At 59.5% G+C, this 19,407-nt stretch carries 14 protein-coding genes; 8 read left to right on the top strand and 6 right to left on the bottom strand.

Annotated elements, in window-relative coordinates; all coding sequences use genetic code 11:
- The first annotated feature begins 3 nt into the window (after positions 1-3).
- Both KNN17_RS16555 and KNN17_RS16550 read left to right on the top strand, forming a co-directional pair.
- Positions 4-3,000, top strand: a complete 2,997-nt coding sequence (locus KNN17_RS16555; RefSeq protein WP_241710054.1) for a Z1 domain-containing protein — start codon at positions 4-6, stop codon at positions 2,998-3,000.
- 414 nt (positions 3,001-3,414) lie between these two features.
- Complete coding sequence (locus tag KNN17_RS16550; protein WP_241710053.1) at positions 3,415-3,669, top strand: hypothetical protein; 255 nt, start codon at positions 3,415-3,417, stop codon at positions 3,667-3,669.
- A gap of 27 nt (positions 3,670-3,696) precedes the next feature.
- On the opposite strand, the gene istB is transcribed toward KNN17_RS16550, so the two are convergent.
- The 4 genes from istB to KNN17_RS16530 all read right to left on the bottom strand — a co-directional run bounded on the left by istB (position 3,697) and on the right by KNN17_RS16530 (position 9,273).
- Complete coding sequence (gene istB / locus KNN17_RS16545) at positions 3,697-4,515, bottom strand: IS21-like element helper ATPase IstB (RefSeq protein WP_241710052.1); 819 nt, start codon at positions 4,513-4,515, stop codon at positions 3,697-3,699.
- Positions 4,512-6,191 carry an IS21 family transposase gene (gene istA, locus KNN17_RS16540; RefSeq protein WP_241710051.1) on the bottom strand — a complete coding sequence of 560 codons (1,680 nt, stop codon included), beginning with the start codon at positions 6,189-6,191 and terminating at the stop codon, positions 4,512-4,514. The genes istB and istA overlap by 4 nt, the downstream gene beginning before the upstream one ends.
- A 458-nt stretch (positions 6,192-6,649) precedes the next feature.
- A complete protein-coding gene (locus KNN17_RS16535; protein ID WP_241710050.1) occupies positions 6,650-8,530 on the bottom strand; it encodes a TY-Chap2 family putative peptide chaperone in 1,881 nt (626 codons plus the stop codon).
- A gap of 77 nt (positions 8,531-8,607) precedes the next feature.
- Positions 8,608-9,273, bottom strand: a complete 666-nt coding sequence (locus tag KNN17_RS16530) for an NUDIX hydrolase (protein ID WP_241710049.1) — start codon at positions 9,271-9,273, stop codon at positions 8,608-8,610.
- 93 nt (positions 9,274-9,366) lie between these two features.
- Here KNN17_RS16530 and KNN17_RS16525 point away from each other — a divergent pair, with 93 nt between their 5' ends.
- The 6 genes from KNN17_RS16525 (at position 9,367) to KNN17_RS16500 (ending at position 16,737) form a co-directional block, all read left to right on the top strand.
- On the top strand, positions 9,367-10,320 hold the full coding sequence (locus KNN17_RS16525; RefSeq protein WP_241710048.1) for an ARPP-1 family domain-containing protein: 954 nt from the start codon (positions 9,367-9,369) through the stop codon (positions 10,318-10,320).
- The gene (locus KNN17_RS16520) at positions 10,317-11,834 is read left to right on the top strand and encodes an ADP-ribosylglycohydrolase family protein (protein WP_241710047.1); all 1,518 of its coding nucleotides are present in this window, start codon (positions 10,317-10,319) and stop codon (positions 11,832-11,834) included. The genes KNN17_RS16525 and KNN17_RS16520 overlap by 4 nt, the downstream gene beginning before the upstream one ends.
- 43 nt (positions 11,835-11,877) lie before the next feature.
- Positions 11,878-12,879 (top strand): sigma factor-like helix-turn-helix DNA-binding protein, encoded by a 1,002-nt coding sequence (locus tag KNN17_RS16515; protein ID WP_241710046.1) that lies wholly within the window; start codon positions 11,878-11,880, stop codon positions 12,877-12,879.
- Positions 12,880-12,888: 9 nt separating this feature from the next.
- Positions 12,889-13,923 carry a TY-Chap domain-containing protein gene (locus KNN17_RS16510; RefSeq protein WP_139359561.1) on the top strand — a complete coding sequence of 345 codons (1,035 nt, stop codon included), beginning with the start codon at positions 12,889-12,891 and terminating at the stop codon, positions 13,921-13,923.
- A gap of 134 nt (positions 13,924-14,057) precedes the next feature.
- Positions 14,058-15,731, top strand: coding sequence for a nuclease-related domain-containing DEAD/DEAH box helicase (locus tag KNN17_RS16505; RefSeq protein WP_241710045.1), 1,674 nt, complete (start codon positions 14,058-14,060; stop codon positions 15,729-15,731).
- A gap of 277 nt (positions 15,732-16,008) precedes the next feature.
- On the top strand, positions 16,009-16,737 hold the full coding sequence (locus KNN17_RS16500) for a zinc ribbon domain-containing protein (RefSeq protein ID WP_241710044.1): 729 nt from the start codon (positions 16,009-16,011) through the stop codon (positions 16,735-16,737).
- Positions 16,738-16,917: 180 nt separating this feature from the next.
- Here the strand turns inward: KNN17_RS16500 and KNN17_RS16495 are convergent, their stop codons facing one another.
- Together KNN17_RS16495 and KNN17_RS16490 are read right to left on the bottom strand one after the other, a co-directional pair.
- Positions 16,918-18,096 carry an McrC family protein gene (locus KNN17_RS16495; protein WP_241710043.1) on the bottom strand — a complete coding sequence of 393 codons (1,179 nt, stop codon included), beginning with the start codon at positions 18,094-18,096 and terminating at the stop codon, positions 16,918-16,920.
- Positions 18,093-19,407: AAA family ATPase (locus KNN17_RS16490; protein ID WP_241710042.1), on the bottom strand; the 1,315-nt coding region annotated here is incomplete at its 5' end. The genes KNN17_RS16490 and KNN17_RS16495, both read right to left, overlap by 4 nt.

The raw sequence follows: 19,407 nt of genomic DNA, 5'->3' as shown, positions 1-19,407 counted from the left end.
ACGTTGTCATCATCCACTGTTCGAGAAGCCATCATTTCCCAGTTGAAAGTCATGGGTGCGGACCGCCCGAAAGCATTGTTGGTTCGTGTGAACAACGAGCTCAAGATTGAAGATCTGCCGAATATGGCTGAGGAAGAGTTGATCTCAGCAATCACTGCGGAGAACGTCAACGACTCCATCCGAATGGAGTTCCAACTCGCTTTGGCTCGGTGGGACGCCACGTCCCAGGGCGAGTGGTTCGAAGGTTCGGAGCCTGCGACCATCGGACGACGCGATCGGGTCCTCACCCTTCTCGGCTTCAGTGATGATGCCAAAGACGTGGTGAACGGCCAGTGGCCGGCGCGCTCGGACGAAGGAGACATTGTCATCGCCACTGAGGCTGACCCTTGGTACACAGAAGAGCGAGCCAAGCAGCATTCGTTCTACTGGCCGGCCTACCGCGGTGTTCTCGCCAATAAGGGGTGGCCAGCCGAGGCGATAGCAGATCTGGACGTCAGCACGCGTGAAGTCGTCAGTCGGCTCAGTGACCCCACGAACGAAGTCCAGTACCAGTCCAAGGGATTGGTCGTTGGCTATGTCCAGAGTGGCAAGACAGCACAATTTGCCGGGACGATTGCAAAGTCTATTGACTCGGGGTATCGGCTCATCATCGTCCTTGCCGGAACCTTGGATCTGCTGCGAACTCAGACGCAGCGACGACTCGACATGGAACTCGTGGGCAAAGAGAACATCATCGGCGGCATGGACGTCAACGATAGAGACCACCGCAAAGAAATCGATTATCTCGATGATACGGATTGGGATAATTTTCTTTCCCACGGCGTTCAACCCTCAGATGCTGGCTTCGTCGACATAGTGCGATTGTCAGGTTATGCAGACGACTATAAGCGCCTCAAGAAGGGACTGAATGCACTCGAATTTCGTACCGGACTTCGAGACAAGACCAAACCGCTTTACCACCCAGACAACCTCTATAAGGCAGATGCCAAAATCGTCGTTGTAAAGAAGAATACGACGGTTCTCAAAAAGCTCGTTTCGGATCTCAAATCGTTGAAAATCAGCCTTGCCGAAATTCCGACACTCATCATTGATGACGAATCAGACCAGGCATCGATCAGCACAAAACGTCCGACAGCTGCAGAGAAAAAAGAACGCACGGCTGTAAACCTCGAGATCACAAACTTGCTCAGCGCACTAAAGCGCGCCCAATACGTTGGCTATACCGCCACACCCTTCGCCAACGTATTCGTCGACCCAGATGACTCGGCCGACATATTTCCAAATGACTTCATCATCGCTCTAAAGCGACCCGCGGGATACATGGGGGCAAAGGATTTTCATGATCTCGGAGTTGAGTTCGAGAATGGCTCAAAATCATTTGGAAACTCCAATGAGGCGGCTTTTGTCCGATCCGTTCAAGGCGACGAGCCCGACTCGGTGGAGGAGTCGCTGCGAAGCGCTCTCGACGCCTACCTACTGTCTGGTGCCATCAAGCTTTACCGCGCGGAAAAATCGTCACACTCATTCCGACATCACACCATGCTTGTCCACGAGTCGGTGAAAATGATTGAGCACCGGGACACAGCCGATATCCTGCGGGAGCTGTGGGCCCAAGGCGGCTACTCATCGTCGGGCCTCCCCCGTCTAGAGGAGTTGTGGGCTGCGGACTACCTTCCCGTTAGTGAAGCCCGAGCCGAAGACATGAGTTTGATTCCGGCGTCATTCGACGAACTTCGACCATTCATTGGGAAGGCACTCGACAAGATCAACTCCAGCCAAAACCCTGTGCTCGTTGTTAACGGAGACAAGGATCTGCAAGCGCATCAAGAAGCCTTAAATTTTGATAGAGGTTCTGTTTGGCGCATTCTCGTGGGTGGGACAAAGTTGAGCCGTGGATTCACGGTTGAGGGCCTCACAGTTTCCTACTATCGGCGAAAGACACTAGCTGCAGATACTCTGATGCAGATGGGACGATGGTTCGGGTTTCGTAGCGGATACAAAGACTTGGTTCGACTGTATATTGGGCGTGCGGAGCTCAGCGGCCAGAAGTATTTTGACCTCTACGAAGCCTTCGAATCCATAGTCATTGACGAGGAGCTCTTCCGGGAAGAGCTTGCTCGCTATGCAGAATTGGACGACGATGGAAAGCCCCAGGTTCGTCCAAGAGATGTGCCGCCACTTGTGACCCAGCACCTCCAATGGCTCGCCCCGACTGCCGCCAACAAGCGATACAACGCGGTGGTAGTCGAGCGGGGCGACGGCGGGCGTCTCAAGGACCTCAACGCATTGCCTGCGCAGAAGGACACGATCAACAGACACAACTTCCAAGCATCCAAGCTTCTGATTGAAGCCACAGACAAGGAAGCCACCTTCGTTACGGACTCGGGTTCGACTTACTCAGCCAAGTACGGAATCGTTTCAGCCGACGATTTCGTTCAGGTCCTTCAGAACACTACTTTCGACGAGAGCTTCGATATTGAACCTCAGCTTCAATTTCTCAAGAAGGCGAGCGCCGACGGGCGAATCAAAGATTGGGTTGTGATTGCTCCCGACCTTACTGAAGGAACACAAATAACCGTTGATGGAATGCCGCTCAGTGTGCTCAAGCGGAAACGCCGTAAGGAGCGGCAATGGGCGTTCTCCGGCAGCTCTCGGAGGCAGCGCGTTGCCGTCGAGGCCATCGCGGACCCACGTCAAAAGGAGGGTGTGACTGAGCTGGTAGACGCACTCCGCACTCAAACGCGCGGAGCGATCCTTCTGACGATTGCCCACGATCCGCGAGGCAAGCAGTCTGTGAGTAGTCCATCAACTCTTTCCGGCGAGGTCGATCCCGCCATCATCGCAGTGATGATCTCTTACGCGGCACCGTACGATTCGGCGCCGAAGGGAAAGATCGGGTTCACAGTGCGTAGCCAGAAGAAAGCTAATGCAGCGATCCTGTCCGCTGGGGACGAGGGCTACAACCTCAGCGACCACGAAGCCAGGCTCGCCGCCGAATGAGGATGGGGCGTGGGGCACCGATCGGCGCCCCACGCCCCCGTCAAATCTAGAGCTTGTCGATCCAGGTGTCGTCCTCGCGATCGTCCCAAGCAGAGCCCCCAGTCGATTTCGCGACCGGCCGGGAAAGCGATTTGACCACCCGACGTGCTTCGCTAGCCGTTAGCGCTCGGATGTTTTCAATGGAACGCATCAAACAACCTCGATAAACTGTCGGCGTTTGAGTATGTCAACCTGATTCAGGGCCACAGAGACGCCCCGAACCAAGACCATCCAGGACGTTTTAGAGGGAAGCAGTCGACAGTGCTTATCATGTGCGTTCCAATTGTTCGGGGAAACACATACGCTCAGCCCATGATGCCGACCCCGGATCCCAGGCAACCCGCCCGTGCTCAGTTTGCCAACGTCATGAGAGTAATGATTTTCATATGCTGGGGAATCCTGGCCGTTGGCTTTGTCGTCGTTGCATCTGCAGGCCACATGGGCCCCCCGTCCCTGCTCACCTTCTCCGGCGCCCTCGTCTGCTTCGCAGGCGTTTTCTTCATTTTCTTTCGAAGCCTGCCCAAATGGGTTGACGATGGTGCCGGACTCGCCGGCAAGGGACTGGCCCTCCTCTTTGCGCTCCTCGGCGCCACCTTCCTACTGATCGTGCTGTCCGTATTTCTGCGATAGAGCACGCCCAACCAGCAGGAGATCCTTTTATCGTCCGGTTTGTTGGGCGATGGTGTGGGCGAGGCGGTAGGAGTCGGTTCCGGTTTCAATGATGGTGCCGTTGAAGGTCAGGCGGTCCACGATCGCGGCGCACAGGCGCGGGTCGCTGAAGGTCTTGGTCCACCCGGAGAAAGACTCGTTGGACGCGATCGCAATGGAGTTCTTCTCTTCGCGTTCGGTGAGGACCTGGAAGAGGAGTTCGGCCCCGCGGCGGTCCAGTTCCATATAGCCCAGTTCGTCAATACACAGGAGATCAACGCGCCCGTAGCGGGCGATGGTCTTGGCCAGAACTTTCTCGTCGGCGGCTTCGACGAGTTCGTTCACGAGCCGGGTCGCGAGGGTGTATTTGACCCGGTAGCCCTGTTCCGCTGCCGCGGTTCCGAGCCCGATGAGCAGGTGGGATTTACCCGTTCCGGAGTCCCCGATCAGGCACAGGGGTGCGCCTTTGCGGATCCAGTCCCCGGTCGCGAGGGTGTGGATCGTGGCGGGATTGATGTTCGGGTTCGCGTCGAAATCGAAGTCCCCCAGCCACTTGTCCCGTGGAAAGTTCGCGGCTTTGACCCGGCGGATGGAGGAGCGCCGGTCCCGGTCATCGCACTCCGCCAACAGTAGTTCGGCCAGGAAACCCTGGTAGGAGAGCTGTTCCTTCCCGGCGACGGTGAGAGCCTCGTCCAGGACCGCCCGGACGGTGGGCAGTCGCAGTCTGCGGCAGGCCTGGTCCACGGCGGCGACCGCGGCCTGTTCAGTCAGGCCGCGCCGCCGGCGCAGGGTCGGGGTGATGGTGGCGGCCGGTGCGGTGGGACTCATGAGATGTTTTCCTTCGACTCGGTTCCTGCAGGGTGTTCGGCGCGTTTGGCCAGCAGCTCGTCATAGGCGCTGACCGACGGCAGCGGACGGGTATCACGGGGCAGCCCGGCGATGACCGCTGCGGGGTCCATCAGCCGGCGCTGGGTCAGGCTGACAACTCGTTGCACTTTCACTTCAGCATGAGCACCACGATGACGGTCCGAACCGGACCCACCCTCGGCGGCGAAACCGGCCGCGTGTCTGCGGGCTTCGACCGCGACGACGTCGGCGCTGACCGCACCCACGCCCAACGCCGCGGTAATCCCTGCCTCGATGTCTACCGCGTCCATCGAACGATGGAGCAGCAGGACGTCGATCAGTTCACGGGTCCCCTCGGCGTCGCCGTTGACCCGGCGCGAGGCAGACCAGAAAGCTTCATGGGCGCTGGTGAACGCCCCGGACTCCCGCGCCCTGGCCAAAGCGGTGGAACCAGGCAAAGCGCCGGGCTTGGTCTTGAGGACCTCCAGGTAATGGTCCAGCTGGACCGACTGCGCGCCCTTGGCAACGATCCGCTGATGCCTGGCCGCCACCGCGCGGCCGTCGAACACCACAAGCTCCGATGCCCGCAGGGACACCCTGACTCTTCTACCGATGAACCGTGCCGGGACCGAGTACTTCACCATCCGCACCGTGATCATCGAGGACCGGTCCACTCTCGGGTTCAGCAACAGACCGGGATCGAACTCATCGGCAGGCAACGGTGCCAGGAACGGGCGCTCGGCGGCGAAGTCCTGACCGATGGTGCGGATCCGGTCATTGATCCGCCGCTGATCGTCTTGGACCTCCCAATCCCGGATCCGGTCGTTGAGCTCCTCGAGGGACTTCACGACGGGCATCGGGGACAGCCGGTTGCGGCGGAACCAGCCCACTTCCCCTTCGACCCCGCCTTTCTCGTGAGCCCCGGCAATCCCTGGCTGGCAATAAAAAGAATCAAAACCATAGAACGAGCGGAACAACACCCACCGGTCGTTCTCGATGCGGTTCCGGCCCTGCCCGAACACCACGGCCCGGACGGCACTGGTGAGGTTGTCATAGCGGATGTGTTTGACCGGCACGCCGCCGATCTCGTTGAACGCCTCGACATGGCCTTCAAGAAATGCTTCCTGAGCCTGCGTGGGGTAAATCCGGTGGATGGCCTTGCCGGAATGGGACAACCGGAAGATGAACATGTGGCACTTCGTCTTCATCCCGTTCAACACGATCCAGACCTCGCCGAAGTCCACTTCCGCCTCCGCGCCCGGGGCGTGTTCTTGCGGGACGAACACCTCAACCCGGCGGCCGGCCTCGACATCGATCTGCGCCCGGCGGACCCGGACATAATCCCGCACCGTCGAATACGACAGCTCCTCCGCACCGTGCTCCTCAATGAGCCGGGCAAGAATCCTCCGGGCAGTATGGCGTTGCTTCCGCGGCGCCGTCGTGTCCTCAACCAACATCGCATCAATCGCCGGTTTGAACGGATCCAGCCGGGGCGACGACCTCTCGGGCGTCTTCCGCGCCGGAGGGACGGGATCCGACAATGCCTGCCGGACCGTGTCCCTACTAACCTGATACCTCTTTGCCAGACCACGGATCGATAACCCCTCAACACGGGCATCTCTGCGGATCCTGGCAAACAACTCCAAGCGCACCCTCATCCGGACCTCCAAACGTTGCTTTCAACAGATGAAAGCAACACTGAGGGTGGTCCTGATTCAGACCGTCACAACCAACCGGCGAGTCGTGGAGTGGTCCTGATTCAAGCCGTCATACCGGTCCTGAATCAAACTGTCATATTCAGCGTTCCTCCGTGCTGTTCTTTCCCGCCGAAGAAAAAGCTGCCCGAATTGCTTCGACTTGGTCATTGGTGTCAGTGATGGTCGAAAACTGAGCCGTTTCGTGGGTGGAATAGTGAGCCACGTTGACGTGGTTATTCTGCCGTATTTTCCGGTCTTGTCGAGGGCAGTGAGTCGGTCCGTGTGTGTTTGAGCCTGTAGCTTGAGCCTTTGAGGGTGAGGACCTCGGCGTGGTGGACGATGCAGCTGAGCCCTCACCTTGGAGGTCCCCCGAGGTGCGCTTCCACTCCGCCGTTTTTGCACAAGCTCCTGAGGCCTTTCTAGGGAAGGATGGCTCCGAAGACTTGTCCGATCATTGGAGTCATCCTGCGCGAATGCGCGTTGTAGCGCTCAAGCAGATTGACAGGTCCTTGTGGAAGGAGAATCGTCCCGTCCGGGTTCAGAAACGCCACAGGTTTGGCATCGCGCGTCAAATGCCAGGCTCCGGCAGTTTTTGGATCGGCGGACACAAAGTCCCACGTTGCTTTGTCGCCGACCGTCACGGCCATGACGTGCGCCATTGCTCGATACATAACAGTACGCTCCGTCGACACCGCCGCGTGCTTCTTGACGGGCAGCCCCAATTTTGTTTCAAGGTCTTCGACAAACTTCCGCTTGTCATCGGTCGCAAACATCTCCGCAGAGTCAGCAATCTCCGTGTTTCCCACGTGAACGGTGGCATGTCGCGAAATGTTGATTGTTTGTCCAGAGGCACTCACGAGCTGCAAGCCTTCGTCCCCTTCAGGGCTGTGGAGTACGTAGTGAGGATGGCGGCGAGCAAGCTCACTTGCAATCCAGAAAGCTGCGGCGTTTGTGTGTCGATCCGAGAGTCCCTGGCGTACCGGCCTCGTTGGTGCTGGGCCACTAGTTGTTGGAACTCGACGAATGGGATTACTCAGCTTGCAGTGACCCAAGAGATGAGCTTCATGGGAGCCCGAATACCAAAGCCCTGTCAGCAGAGACCTCTTGAAAGCGCCAAGGACGCCCACGGGCGGTGCTATCACTGTGACTTCAAGTCTTGGGTCGGCGAGCTCATCCACAAGCTCGTCACCGGCACACCGCAATTTCGTATGCCACCCTGCCATCGCATCAAGCACAGGAACAGCTTTTCGACGGTCGGTAACGTCGACGTATACAGAAGCGCGATTGTCTTCGCGTCCTTGTTGCCTGCACATCTGCCACTCCAAATGGACCTGCACATGTAGTCCCCCGCAGCCCGAGAACGCAAGAGCGCTTTCTCGTTCTCCAAAGATGCCGCTGATCTTGTGCCCAGAAGTTCGTGGTTGAAAGCCGAGACACTCGTGTGAATGCGGGATCCAGTCCATTTGCGGATGCGAGAAATACATGAGCGCATTGGACCCCCAGACCCGCGCCAACAACGACAACTCTGGTGTTGTTTCGGGCATACCCATCAGGATCCAGCGAGCCACGCCCAAGGCGGGATCCGACCATCCAAGGGGTCCCAGGGCAAGGTGTGCAAGAGGTGTCCAATAACGGGCTCTGTCCGACTGTTCGCTTTCGAATATTCCTGGTGACATAAGCCAGGCCGTGTCCCAACCGCCGAGAGTCTGGAACATGGGGCCGATCCCCCAAGTCCAAGGTGGGTGATCGCCGAGAAGTGCTTGGCCGTCGGCGTTCCATTGGCTTGATCCGGGTGTGCGGAGCTCGGGTGGTTGAATCCCTCTAACGTTGAAAACGGGTAAGTCAACAAACCGTTCGACGTCTCGCCAAGCTTTATCCAGCAGTCCGCTGCAAAAAAGCTCGGAGATCCCCTGGTCTGGTATCAGGGAGTCTTCACAGGCGAGATTTAGCAGCCCGACAGCAGCTCGAACACCGTAGGAATTGCCATGCGATCCATCCACAATGCTAGACATTTCGCGCAGTGCATCATTGAACGAAGTAAGACAAGCTCTGTTAACCGCTGACGGCAACATGAGTCCCGTCACCTTTAGCAGCTCTCTAAGGACCTCTCGAGCTTTTGTGACTTCGCGAGAGACCTCGATCTCTACTCGCATTCCGTACTGCCCGGCGTTCCAAATTTCGACGGCAGCGTTCACTTCATCGGTTCTGTGCTTTGCAGCCAAGGACAGCAATGCCGCAGCCTCCAAAGTCAGAAGGTCATCATCGAGAGACTTCAAAGGAATCCAAGTATCAAGGCACATAGATAGACCATATTCTGTGAATGTCACTCCTCATTGGATTCAACCGTCCTGATTGGGAGGTCTGCAGACGCTTCGATTCAGGAGCGCACCCACAACCGCGAAGGCCTTCCCCGCGTCCCGTCCGACATCTGCCCAGTCCCCTCAAGCTTCGGCTCCATGAACCGCCGGAACGTGTCCCGCATCAATGTCTCCCCCGCCACCGCTTCATGCAGCGTTCGCAAGTCACGCAGCGTGAACGGCTCATCCAACAATGCACCCGGATCCGGCATCTCCGCATAAGCGGCCCGCATCCATTCCACGGCCTTCGCCACGATGTCCGTATGACCGTATGGCAACCCAGCCACGACCCTAGGTTCGTCAGTCACCGAAGCCAGCCTGACGCCGTCGGACTTGAGCGCCTCCCCCAGGGCCGCCAACGGAACCACATCAACGTGCGCCACAGAGAGCACCCAGCCGCGGTCGTCCCGGGCGGGGTCGTCGAAAACGTGCAGCTGCCGCGGAACGCGGCCTGAGATACCGGCCTTCTCGCGGAGGCACCGCAGCACCGCGTCATTCAGCCGCTCGCGCTCGCGAAGGAAGGTGCCCGGCAGCGCCCACTCGCCTGCCCGGTCTCCCTGGTCCCGCCGGACAAGGAGCACACAAACACTGCCCTCCGCCACCGTCAGCACCGCCGCGTCCACCGCAACCGACGGCCGGGGGTAGTCGAGCAGGGAGAGTCCGGAGCTGTCTTTGGAATCCTTCACAGAACCATTTATCGCAGGGTTGCGCAAAAGAAGCAAGCGGCGCATACTGATTTCAGTTAGCGCAGATTTGCGATAAATCATCAGGAGGTTCCCATGAGGGTTCAACAGCTTCACGTCGGCGTCGGCAGCACGCTCGGCCCGCTGACCATCTTTCCCGTCTGGACGGCAGGCCCCGGACAGCTGGGCATCAGCACCGGCACCCATGCGGACATCGTCGTGACAGAACTCGCCAGCGGAGCCCAAGTGGGCAAGCTGACAGTCACCAACAACGGCCCCAGGCCCGCGCTTCTCCTGGAAGGTGAGCTGCTCGAGGGCGGCCAGCAGCACCGGACCTGCGCCCGCGACGTCGTCCTCGGAGCAGGCGAGACCCGCGACATCGACACCTACTGCGTGGAGGCCGGCCGCTGGCAAGCAGGCGAGACCAACCACCGCCGCCAGGGCCGGCGCGCTCCCCTGAACGTCAGGGCGGAGCTCGTTTCCCGCACGGAGGAACGCGGCGGCGCTGGCCGGCAGGACCGCATCTGGGAGCGGGTCCGTCGCTTCGACGCCGCCCGCGGCCCGTCGGCGACGAGTTCCCTGCTGGACCACCTCGACGCCCACCGTGCTAACCGGCGTTTCGACGTCGCCGATGCCCCGAACCCAATTGAAGGCCAACGCGGAGTGGTGATCGGGCTGGGACGTCAGCCACTTCTGCTTGAGGTCTTCGGCACGCACACACTGTTCCGCAGGCACTACCGCCAACTCGTTGAATCCGCCCTCCTGGACGTAGAACTGCTGCCGCTCAACCTCCTGTCTGCCGGGGCCATGCCGGGTCAGCGTGCTCGAGACTTCGCCGCGGCTGTGCAGGCCATGAGCTTCGGATCGTTCGACGACCGCCTGACTACTGTCGAGGTCCGGCAGCACGGTTCCCTGCGCAGCCGCAACGTCGGCGGGCGGACCGGAGCGCTGGAAGGCGCGGGCATCGCCGTCGCACTCCCCGACCGCCAGCCCGAACTGGCACACCTGACCGGATGGAACACCAAACACCGCCTGATGGAGATCGCATGATACTGAACCCATTGCAGAATGACCGCGCCGCCGGAGTCCTGGTCGCCATGGCCGCGGGAGACGCGCTCGGCGCAGGCTACGAATTCGGTGCTCCGCTTCCCGACGGCGCCGAGGTAACCATGAAAGGTGGCGGTCCATTCGGCTTCGCGCCGTCGGAGTGGACCGACGACACGTCCATGGCCATCCCGATCGCGCAGGCATTGCTCGAGTCTTCTTCCGCCGCGGGTTCGGGTTCGCCAGCCGTCCTGACCATGATTGTGAGGGCATGGGCCGCTTGGGCCACGGACGCAAAGGACGTGGGCGCACAGACCAGCTCGGTCATTGCGGCGGCGCGCCGGCTCGCTTCGGCGGCTGGCCGGGACAAGGTCCACGCCGCCGATTTCACTGCCGCGGCCGCGGACTTCCACTCCTGTACCGGCCGCAGCGCGGGCAACGGATCCCTCATGCGAACCGCGCCGTTGGCCCTCGCCTACCTGGACCGGGACCCGGCTTCCTTGATGGCTGAGGCGGCAGTGGTCAGCGCGCTGACCCATACCGATCCGGACGCACAGGAAGCCTGCGGGCTCTGGTGCGTCGCCATCCGAAAGGCCGTCCTGACCGGAGAGCTCGATGTCCGGGCTGGCCTCCCTCTTCTGCCTCCCGGGCGGGCGGCCGTCTGGCTCAAGCGCATCGAAAGGGCCGAACGGTCTCGACCGCGGGACTTCGAACACAACGGCTGGGTGGTGGAAGCACTCCAGGGAGCCTGGAGCGCCATCCACCTTGCTGGCCTGTCGACGTCGGGTCCGGCGCATCTGCGGGCGTCTTTGGAGGAGGCCGTCCGTGGCGGGCGCGACACGGACACCGTGGCCGCAATCGCCGGCGGCCTTTTGGGAGCTGCGCACGGTTACACCGCGGTGCCCTTCGAATGGCGGCGGAGCCTGCACGGCTGGCCAGGGTTGCACGCCCGCGACCTCATGACCCTCGGCATGGAGCTCGCCCGCGGCGACGGTCGCCGCGATCACGTCTGGCCCCGCGCCGCGCATCAGGACTACAGCATGTGGGGCCGCACCGATGTGCTGGTCAAGCACCCGCACGACGACGGCGTGTGGCTGGGTGGGGTTAGATCCCTTGCGCGGGTTGCGGAGCTCGGAATCGATGCCGTTGTGTCCCTGTGCAGGCTGGGCGTGGAGGACGTGCCGGATGTCCCGTCCTGTGATCAAGCGACCTTCTGGGTCGTGGATTCTGCGGAGGCCGGCGACAACGGCCAACCGGGTTTCGTGCTGAGAGAGGCCTCTGCCGCCGTCGAACTCTTCCGGTCCGAAGGCAAAACGGTGCTGCTGCATTGCGTGCGGGCAGAGTCTCGGACCCCGACGGTGGCGGCTCTTTATGGGGCGACGGTCGCCGGCATCGATCCGCTACGAGCGCTGGAGGACATCCGGCGCGTGTTGCCGGCGGCCCAGCCGAACCGGTTGTTTCTGAAGTTGCTTGTCAAAACCAACGCCGGGGCACCCACCGCGGCAACTAATCCTACCTAGCAGTTGCGAAATATTGTCCGAACCTACTGATAAGAATGTGACCATGACAACTACTCCTGAACTCAGTCGGGAGCAGCGCGACACCGCGATGGTGGAACGCTACTCAGACGGCGAGACCCTGGACTCTATCGGCCAGAGCTTCGGTATCACCCGCGAGCGGGTCCGGCAGATCATTTCGAAGGTCGGTGGCACGAACGCCGAGCAGTCGCGGCGGAACCGAATTGCGGCGAAGGAAGCTTCAGTGAGGGCCGCCCATCAAGAGTTTCTTCTGATTTACGGCGAAACTGCCCGGCAGATGGCCAAGCGTGGAGTAACCCGGCCGGACGCCGTGATGAAGCTACAGGCCCTGTACCCGGCAATCGACGTCGATCTTGCCGAGGAGGCTTTGAAAGCATCCACGATTGTTTTCGACAAGTACCAAGCCGAGGACATCTTCTCGAAGGAGGCGCTCGCCGCCGGGGTCTGGTATCTGCTCGGCGCAGAGTTGGGCCTTGCCCCGGCTCCCGAATGGGCGGCGGTTAACCTCGACCTGTCACTCATAAGGGAACTTCGGGCAGCGCTCGAATCTGCCGAGGCCACCCCAAGTGACGTTGCCACGATCCTCGGTGTCGTTGGTGCTGCCCAGAGGCGCCTTACCGAGCAGCCAGAGGCTAGCATTACGGGCAAACGCTATGACGAGCTCCGGGACGAACTCGTGATTGCGCTTGGTCTGGTTTCAAGGCAGGGTGCATTTCCTTGGCCTCCCACGCGTCAGACCGTCATGAAGCGGTTCGGTGGATGGAACGAAGCGCTCGAGGCTATGGGCATCGGGACCACCAAGCAAGGGCGCACCAAGGGACTGCTGAAGTTCACTCGGGAAGAATACGACGACGCCGTTCGGGACTTCTGTTTCACGTCCACTCTCGCCGGAACTAAGGCAACATACGCAGCCTACGACGAATGGGTCAAGCAGGAAGTTGCCGCGGGCCGGCCGAGGCCAGTGGGAGCTTCGGTGCGAAACATCTACGGAACGTGGACGGATGCTCTCCGCGCTGTTCAAGATTAGGTGGCCAAGTTGGAGGAAATAGAGTCTTCGCTTGATGAGGTACCTGCTGATCCGCGCAAAACAACCGGGCAAGCCGTGCGATCATTTTTGGCCGGTGATCCCTTGCTGACAATTGCTTCTGCGGCGAACCTAAGAAGCTACAAGACTCTGGATCTCCTTAGTTCTCGCGTCGCCGATCGTGCCGAAGCAGAGCGGACAAGGTCCTTGAGGATGCGCTGTAACTCGACCTCCAAGGCTTTGCTGAATGAAGAGCGACTCATTGGCAGGCTCAAGAACTCCGGAATAGCTCCCTCCGAGATCCCTATTGTTTTGGTCGCGCTCGGAAAACAACTCGACATCGACATCGCCGTGGCGCTGCTCCGAAAACCAGGAATGCTTGCGGATGCATCGCTGAGGCACGATCTGGATGCCCCTCCGGCAAAAGTCACGTTCAGCGGTGCTGAGTACCGTGAAGCGGCAGCGGCATTCATGAACGACTACCACCACTTTGGGTCGCCAAAAGATGTGGCAAGCTACGACAGCTGGGTAATTGCCGAAACCTGGGCTCGCCGTGAGCGACCGTCTGTCATCGCAATCCGAAGGTACTTTGGGGCTTGGGAGTCCGTGATCGGTGCCGTTCAGCCTCCGGAAATCGAGGGCGAGTTCGATGGCATTGTCAGGGCTCTCAAAGACGCTCACGTCGTTCAGGAACGTTGGGCAAGAGCAGGCGAACAAGTAAGCGAAGTTCTTGCAAACATGCAATGGAATTCGTTCCTGAGCATTGACTACGGTGACAACGCCGACGGACCGAACCGACCCTACGCCCAGGCCAGCCTGAGCGCGGACGGTGTTTGGTGCGAAATTGTGTCGGCGGAGTTTCTGCCAGGAGAACAATGGCCCATCGACGCCGACTACCTCCTTCGAAATGGCTGGTCGCCGCCGGACGAGAATGTTCCAAATTGGTACTTGCAAGCAGTTCCGCCTCTTGAGGCAGGACACCAAATACTTGAAGGCCTGAGATACGGCAGGCAGTGCGATGATGCCGAGAAGATCCGTTTGGCATAAGCGGGGGATTATTTTCGCGGGGAATCCGGGCTTGACGAGACGCGTTCGTGTCGCTTCAGCGAGGAAGCCGTCCGCTGGCTAACGTTTGGATCAGCGAAAGACAGGAAGGACGGTCAGTCAGGGTGGGAGCAGCTATGACGTGCATACCGGAGGAACCGGAATTCGGCGACGGTCAGCTGGCCGAGAAAGCTGTCTGGGACGCCCTGCGGAAGAGTCTCCCCGACGACGCAGTCCTGGCCCACTCGGTCCAGGTGCGCGACGGCCGGGCAGAGCACGAGATCGACATGCTCGTCCTCTGGCCTAATGTCGGGATAGCGGCCATCGAGGTCAAAGGTGGACAGGTCACCATTGCCAATGGGCAGTGGTATCAGTCCGATCGAAACGGAAAACACAAGATCCAGAGTCCCGTCGCGCAGTCGCAGAGCTCCCTGCACGCCTTCAAGAACTGGCTCGAGAAACAACTTGGTTCACGGCTGAGCAGCCGCTGCGCATACATGGTGAGCCTGCCCTACACGGGCGTACCCCACGACTGGGCTATGGCTGGCTGCGCCCGCTCGCTCATCCTTGACCAGACCGACAACCAGTCCCCCGCCGAACTGGTGCGGCGGGCAATAGAGAACGAAGGTGGCGGGGCCTCCCCATTGGCCCCGGCCTTCCTGGAACGCATCGTCCGTCAGCTGAGCGGAGACTTGGACACCGTCGTCGGGACCTCCCGCAATCCCAAAGAGGATGAAGACGCGCAAGACCACCTCACCGAACGTCAGGCAGTGTTGCTCCAAGCAACACGATCACTCCCTCGGATCCGGTTTACCGGTGGTGCGGGCAGCGGGAAGACCTGGCTGGCAGTGGAGAAGGCCCGCCTGCTCAGCAAACAGGGCAAGCGCGTCGGTCTCTTCTGCTACAACAAGGGCCTCGGACAATACCTGCAGGACCGGGTTTCCACTTGGCGTCAAGCCAAGCCCGTCTTCACCGGCGAATTCCACGAATACGTGCGCGGGCTTGGCGTTCCTGACGGTTCCGGGCAGGCCTACTTCGACGAGGAGATGCCGCGGCTCCTCAAAGAACTCGCGGCCGGGCTGGAGCAGCACGAGCGGCTGGACGCCGTCGTCGTCGATGAAGCGCAAGACTTTGCCCCGCTGTGGTGGGAAGCGCTGCTGGCCTGTACTAAGGACCCCGACGGCGGTGAGGTCTTCGCGTTCATGGATGACCGCCAGGACGTCTACCGCAGGTGGGGAGGCGCGACGGCGGACCTGACTCATGGGCCCACGGCAAGTTTTGTGCCCATCCACATTGATGACAACCTCCGAAACACCCGAAAGATCGCCGAAACCTTCAAGCCCTTCGCCGGAGAGCACTTCACGCCTCGCGGCAGCACGGGCTTACCCGTCAGGCTAGTGGATTGCCCCACAAACGAGGCTCTCGACGTCGCCGGAGACTGCGTAGACTCGCTCATCGCCGAGGGGTGGACCAACAACCAAATCGCGCTCCTCACCACCAAAGAGCGTCATCCGGTGCATCTCGACTTCTACGAACGCGGGGCCACCGAAGACTACTGGCGCGAATTCCACGCAGGGGAAGCTGAATTCTATGGTCATGTGCTCGGCTTCAAAGGGCTGGAACGATCCGTTGTGGTCTTATGCGTCAACGGCTTCAAGGACATGGACCGGGCGGCCGAGCAGCTCTATGTGGGATTGTCCCGGGCACGGAGCCTGCTCGTCGTGGTGGGTGACTTGGCGCTACTGGAAGAGGCGGGCGGCCGGGAGCTGAAGCTTGCCTTAACACGGGCCGAGAGCTGGGTACCCGGGTGAGCGACTCAGACCCGTTAACCGCAGTTCGGTGCACCGGAGGCGACCAAGAATAGGCGCAGGGCGTCTTTCTGGCTGCGCGTCATTAGCCAATTCGAGCGTTGCGAATCCTCAGATTTGAATCAAAGTAGGCGCAAATCGCAGGTGCCAGCGTATGATTCATTTTGCAATTGGCTAACCCTTGGCTTAGTCTTCAACCCTCAGGTGAATGCTGAGGATTCTTGTTGTTTGAAATGAACAGAAACGCGGGCGTTTGTGAAATGGCGCATGGAGGCACACCGTGAATAAACCACAGTCGCATGGTTCGCCTGAGGATGACCTCAGGCAGAGCGATGACCCTTCGATCCCCAACGATGGTCTCCTCCAAGATACCGATCCGTCCGGGCGTGCAGAAGCTTCAACCATAGGAACAGATCCGCCCACGAAGGTTTGTCCAAAATGCAGCGTTCAAACCACGACCTTTGGCAGCTTTTGCCCGAATTGCGGTTCTGGCTATGATGCTCAACGCCGTTTTGCGAAAATCAACAAACGTGCGGTATTCATTGTCGCGGCCGTCCTGATCATGGTGGCTAGCGGGATCGGAATCGCTTTAACCCTTCAGCACTCAAATCAGGTGAACGCGGAACAGGCCGCCGCAACAGCATCCGCTGAAGCCTCGAAAAAGCGTGATGCTGATGATGCTCAGGCATCAGCATCAGCGGCGGCCGCAAAACAAGCCGCTGATGCGTCTGAGCGTAAGCGGCGGCAGTCAATAGTCACGGCCTTGGAGGATTCCGTCCTAAAGGATGCACAGTCGCGCGTCACTGAGGGAATTCTCACTGGGCCTATTACTCTTGCCTCGTGCACTCCGCTGGGCGGTGGCTCATCGGATGACCTGACGGCAATCACGGGGACGTTCCAATGCATTGCCGTCAACAAAACCAATGCAGACGGGTCCTCGTCCGGCTATCGTTTCTCCGCAACCGTCAACTGGAACGCCTCCAGCTATTCTTGGCATCTGGGGAGCTAACCGTTAGCCGATCTCACCACGGCCGAGGCCGCGCTCGGTGACATGGCAGGCCCATTTTTGGGACGGAATCCCGATATCGGTACTCGTAGCAACGACCGCCTTCAGCGGCGCGACCACAGCAACGAGGGGACCGCAGCGGGGCGCCGCGGACGTGGGCATTTCGGATCGCACCGCTGCCATCTATTCGACGCATTCGTGGATCTTGAGAGCGATGCGGCCCATCTGCTGAAGGAGTGAGGCAGGGTCTTGATCAAGGTCGACGGCATGGCATTGGATACTGGCGTTATGGCCAATGATTTCGTGGACATGCGGTTCTTCCTCGCCTTTGGCGTAGATGAGGTGTCCCGTGCGAAGCGCGAACCGGACGCAGTAGGCGAGCATCTGGTAAATGTCCGCATTGGGATAAGTGGAATTTTTGGGTGCTTTGTATTTAGCGTCGATGACCGCGTTTACACGCGCCCCGTCCTTCCAAATGAGATCAGGCCGTAAGTTGATGTTGCCGCCAATATCAAGGCACTCGCCTTTGACTTGGGCTTCGACAGATCCTCCTATTTCTCTAAGGCTGTCTCCCAGAGCCGTGGTCACGAAGTCTTCGAAGATCTGCCACATGTCGAACAGGAATGCTGTGGCGACGATTTCTCCTGGACGCTGTTCCAAAGATGTGTTTCGAAGGATGAGCTGTGCCAAGATGACGGCGTCCCGATATCGGGCGTTTAGTCGGGTGAAATGCACGGTAGGCAAGCCGATGCCATGGGGCAAAGTGCTAACTCCGTCCAGGCTTTGCGTCAGTTTTTTGAGAACCGTGCGGTGCTTTCGAGCCAGCGACGGCATTCGCAGAAGTCTTTGCGCAGCGCCTAACAGCATCTTGTTTTCAGCGATGTCGATAGTGAACTCATCGAAAACGACTTGCGCTGGTAGGACCAGTCCGCCGCGCCGGCCAACTTGCGCAGCCACATCGAGCCTTCCCCGGAATATGTGAAGCGACTCGTCAATGGTTTCGTACCCTTGCAGTAGCCCCTGTCCAATTGCCTTTCCGGTTTGACGAATGAAAGCCTCAGCCACGGTGTTGAGCAATTCATCGTCCAGGTCGATAGTGACGTCGTGTCGTTTCCAGAAATCCCGTTCCGCCGAGAAGCCCATCAGGAAAAAGAGCCGTGGAATCGAGACCTTTGGCCGGATGTCGATCTGGTAGTCTCCGACGCGGACGACGCCGACTTTCCGGATATTTGACACTATCCACTCACCGGCCCCAGCTGGAGTCGTGGTGGCGACCTCGAATTTGCACAGTGCAGCAGCGACATCGGTCGGAAGCTGGATCGTGAGGGGAACCGCTCCCTCGGCGAGGTGTACCCGCTTCATTCTTCGTTGATCGCTTCATCCGGATTCTCAGGCGCAGGTGCTGGAGCTAACCCTGCCCGAAGTGTGGCCAGGCTATAAACCTGCTCGACATGTAAGCCCTCACCGTAATGGTGTTCGGCGAGAAGAGGCAGAATCTCATATTCCCAGATCTCTTCAATCTGACCTGGGAGGAACTCCTTGTTCTTGGGCATGAGGTAACTGGGACCGATCTGGAAGTCCGAGTCGCCGATTCTGCGGTTGACGGCATCGAGGAGGTCCGCCGCTTCGTTGCCCAACCCATGGTGGGCGAGCCACTTGCGCAAAACCGATTGGGCTGGCTCTCGCTGCGGGTGCAGCTCGACAAACGAAAAGCGCCGGCGCATCGCCGCATCAAAAAGAGCTATGGAACGGTCGCTGGTGTTCATGGTGCCGATGAGGAAAAGATTTGACGGCAGCGTGAAGGAGTCGTCATCGCTCTCGCTGTACTGCAACTTGATCGGAGTGTCACGGTATTCCAGCAAGAAATAGAGCTCCCCGAATATCTTTGCAAGGTTGCCCCGGTTGATTTCGTCGATGATGAGCACGTAGTTAAACTCGGGATTTTTGACCGCTTGGTCGACGATCCTCCGAAGCGGCCCGTCCTGGAGCTTGTAAGTCAGTGAGCCGTTGTCCGAGGTCACCGGACGATATCCCTGGAAGAAGTCTTCATAGGAGTAGCTGGGATGGAACTGGACAATTTCCGTGTACTTGGCGTCTCCCGCGACATGCTCGGCTAGTCGCATCGCGACATAGGTTTTTCCTGTGCCGGGAGGTCCATAGAGAATGATCTGCCCACGTCGTTCAAGCAGATTCAACTGCTTCTGCAGCCACCCTTCGTCGATGAAAAGTTCCTGCGCCAAGGCTTGGTTTGCAGGGATGAATTCGCGCCGTTCCCCCAACATTGGCGAAAGTACGTCCTCGTCGTTTGTCACCTCCGGGGACCTGATGGATTGATCTGCTGTTGGCGAGACATTCCATTCGTTCTTCAGCGCATCCGCATAGAAGCCCACCGGCTGCCCCGTTTTCTGCTGGAGCTTCAGCACGATAGCGAGCAAGTCGCGGTCGACGTCTCCAGTGGGTTCAGTGATTTCGCCCGTGAAAGCGGCATGGATCCGGGCCTTGTGGTCCTCGGAAACAATCGGTGTTATGTACTGCGGGTGGACAAGGTAAATCAGGGCATTCCTTTGAGTGCGAAAGCCGTGTCCAGGGAGCTCGTTGACGAATTGTCGCCACGCCCAGACATCAGCTAGAAGCAGTTCCTTTTCGGTTTCGGATTTGTCTAGCCAGGCGTCG

The organism is Arthrobacter bambusae (assembly GCF_022606295.1).
Lineage (GTDB): Bacteria > Actinomycetota > Actinomycetes > Actinomycetales > Micrococcaceae > Arthrobacter > Arthrobacter bambusae_A.
This window is presented reverse-complemented; position numbering and strand designations above follow the sequence as displayed.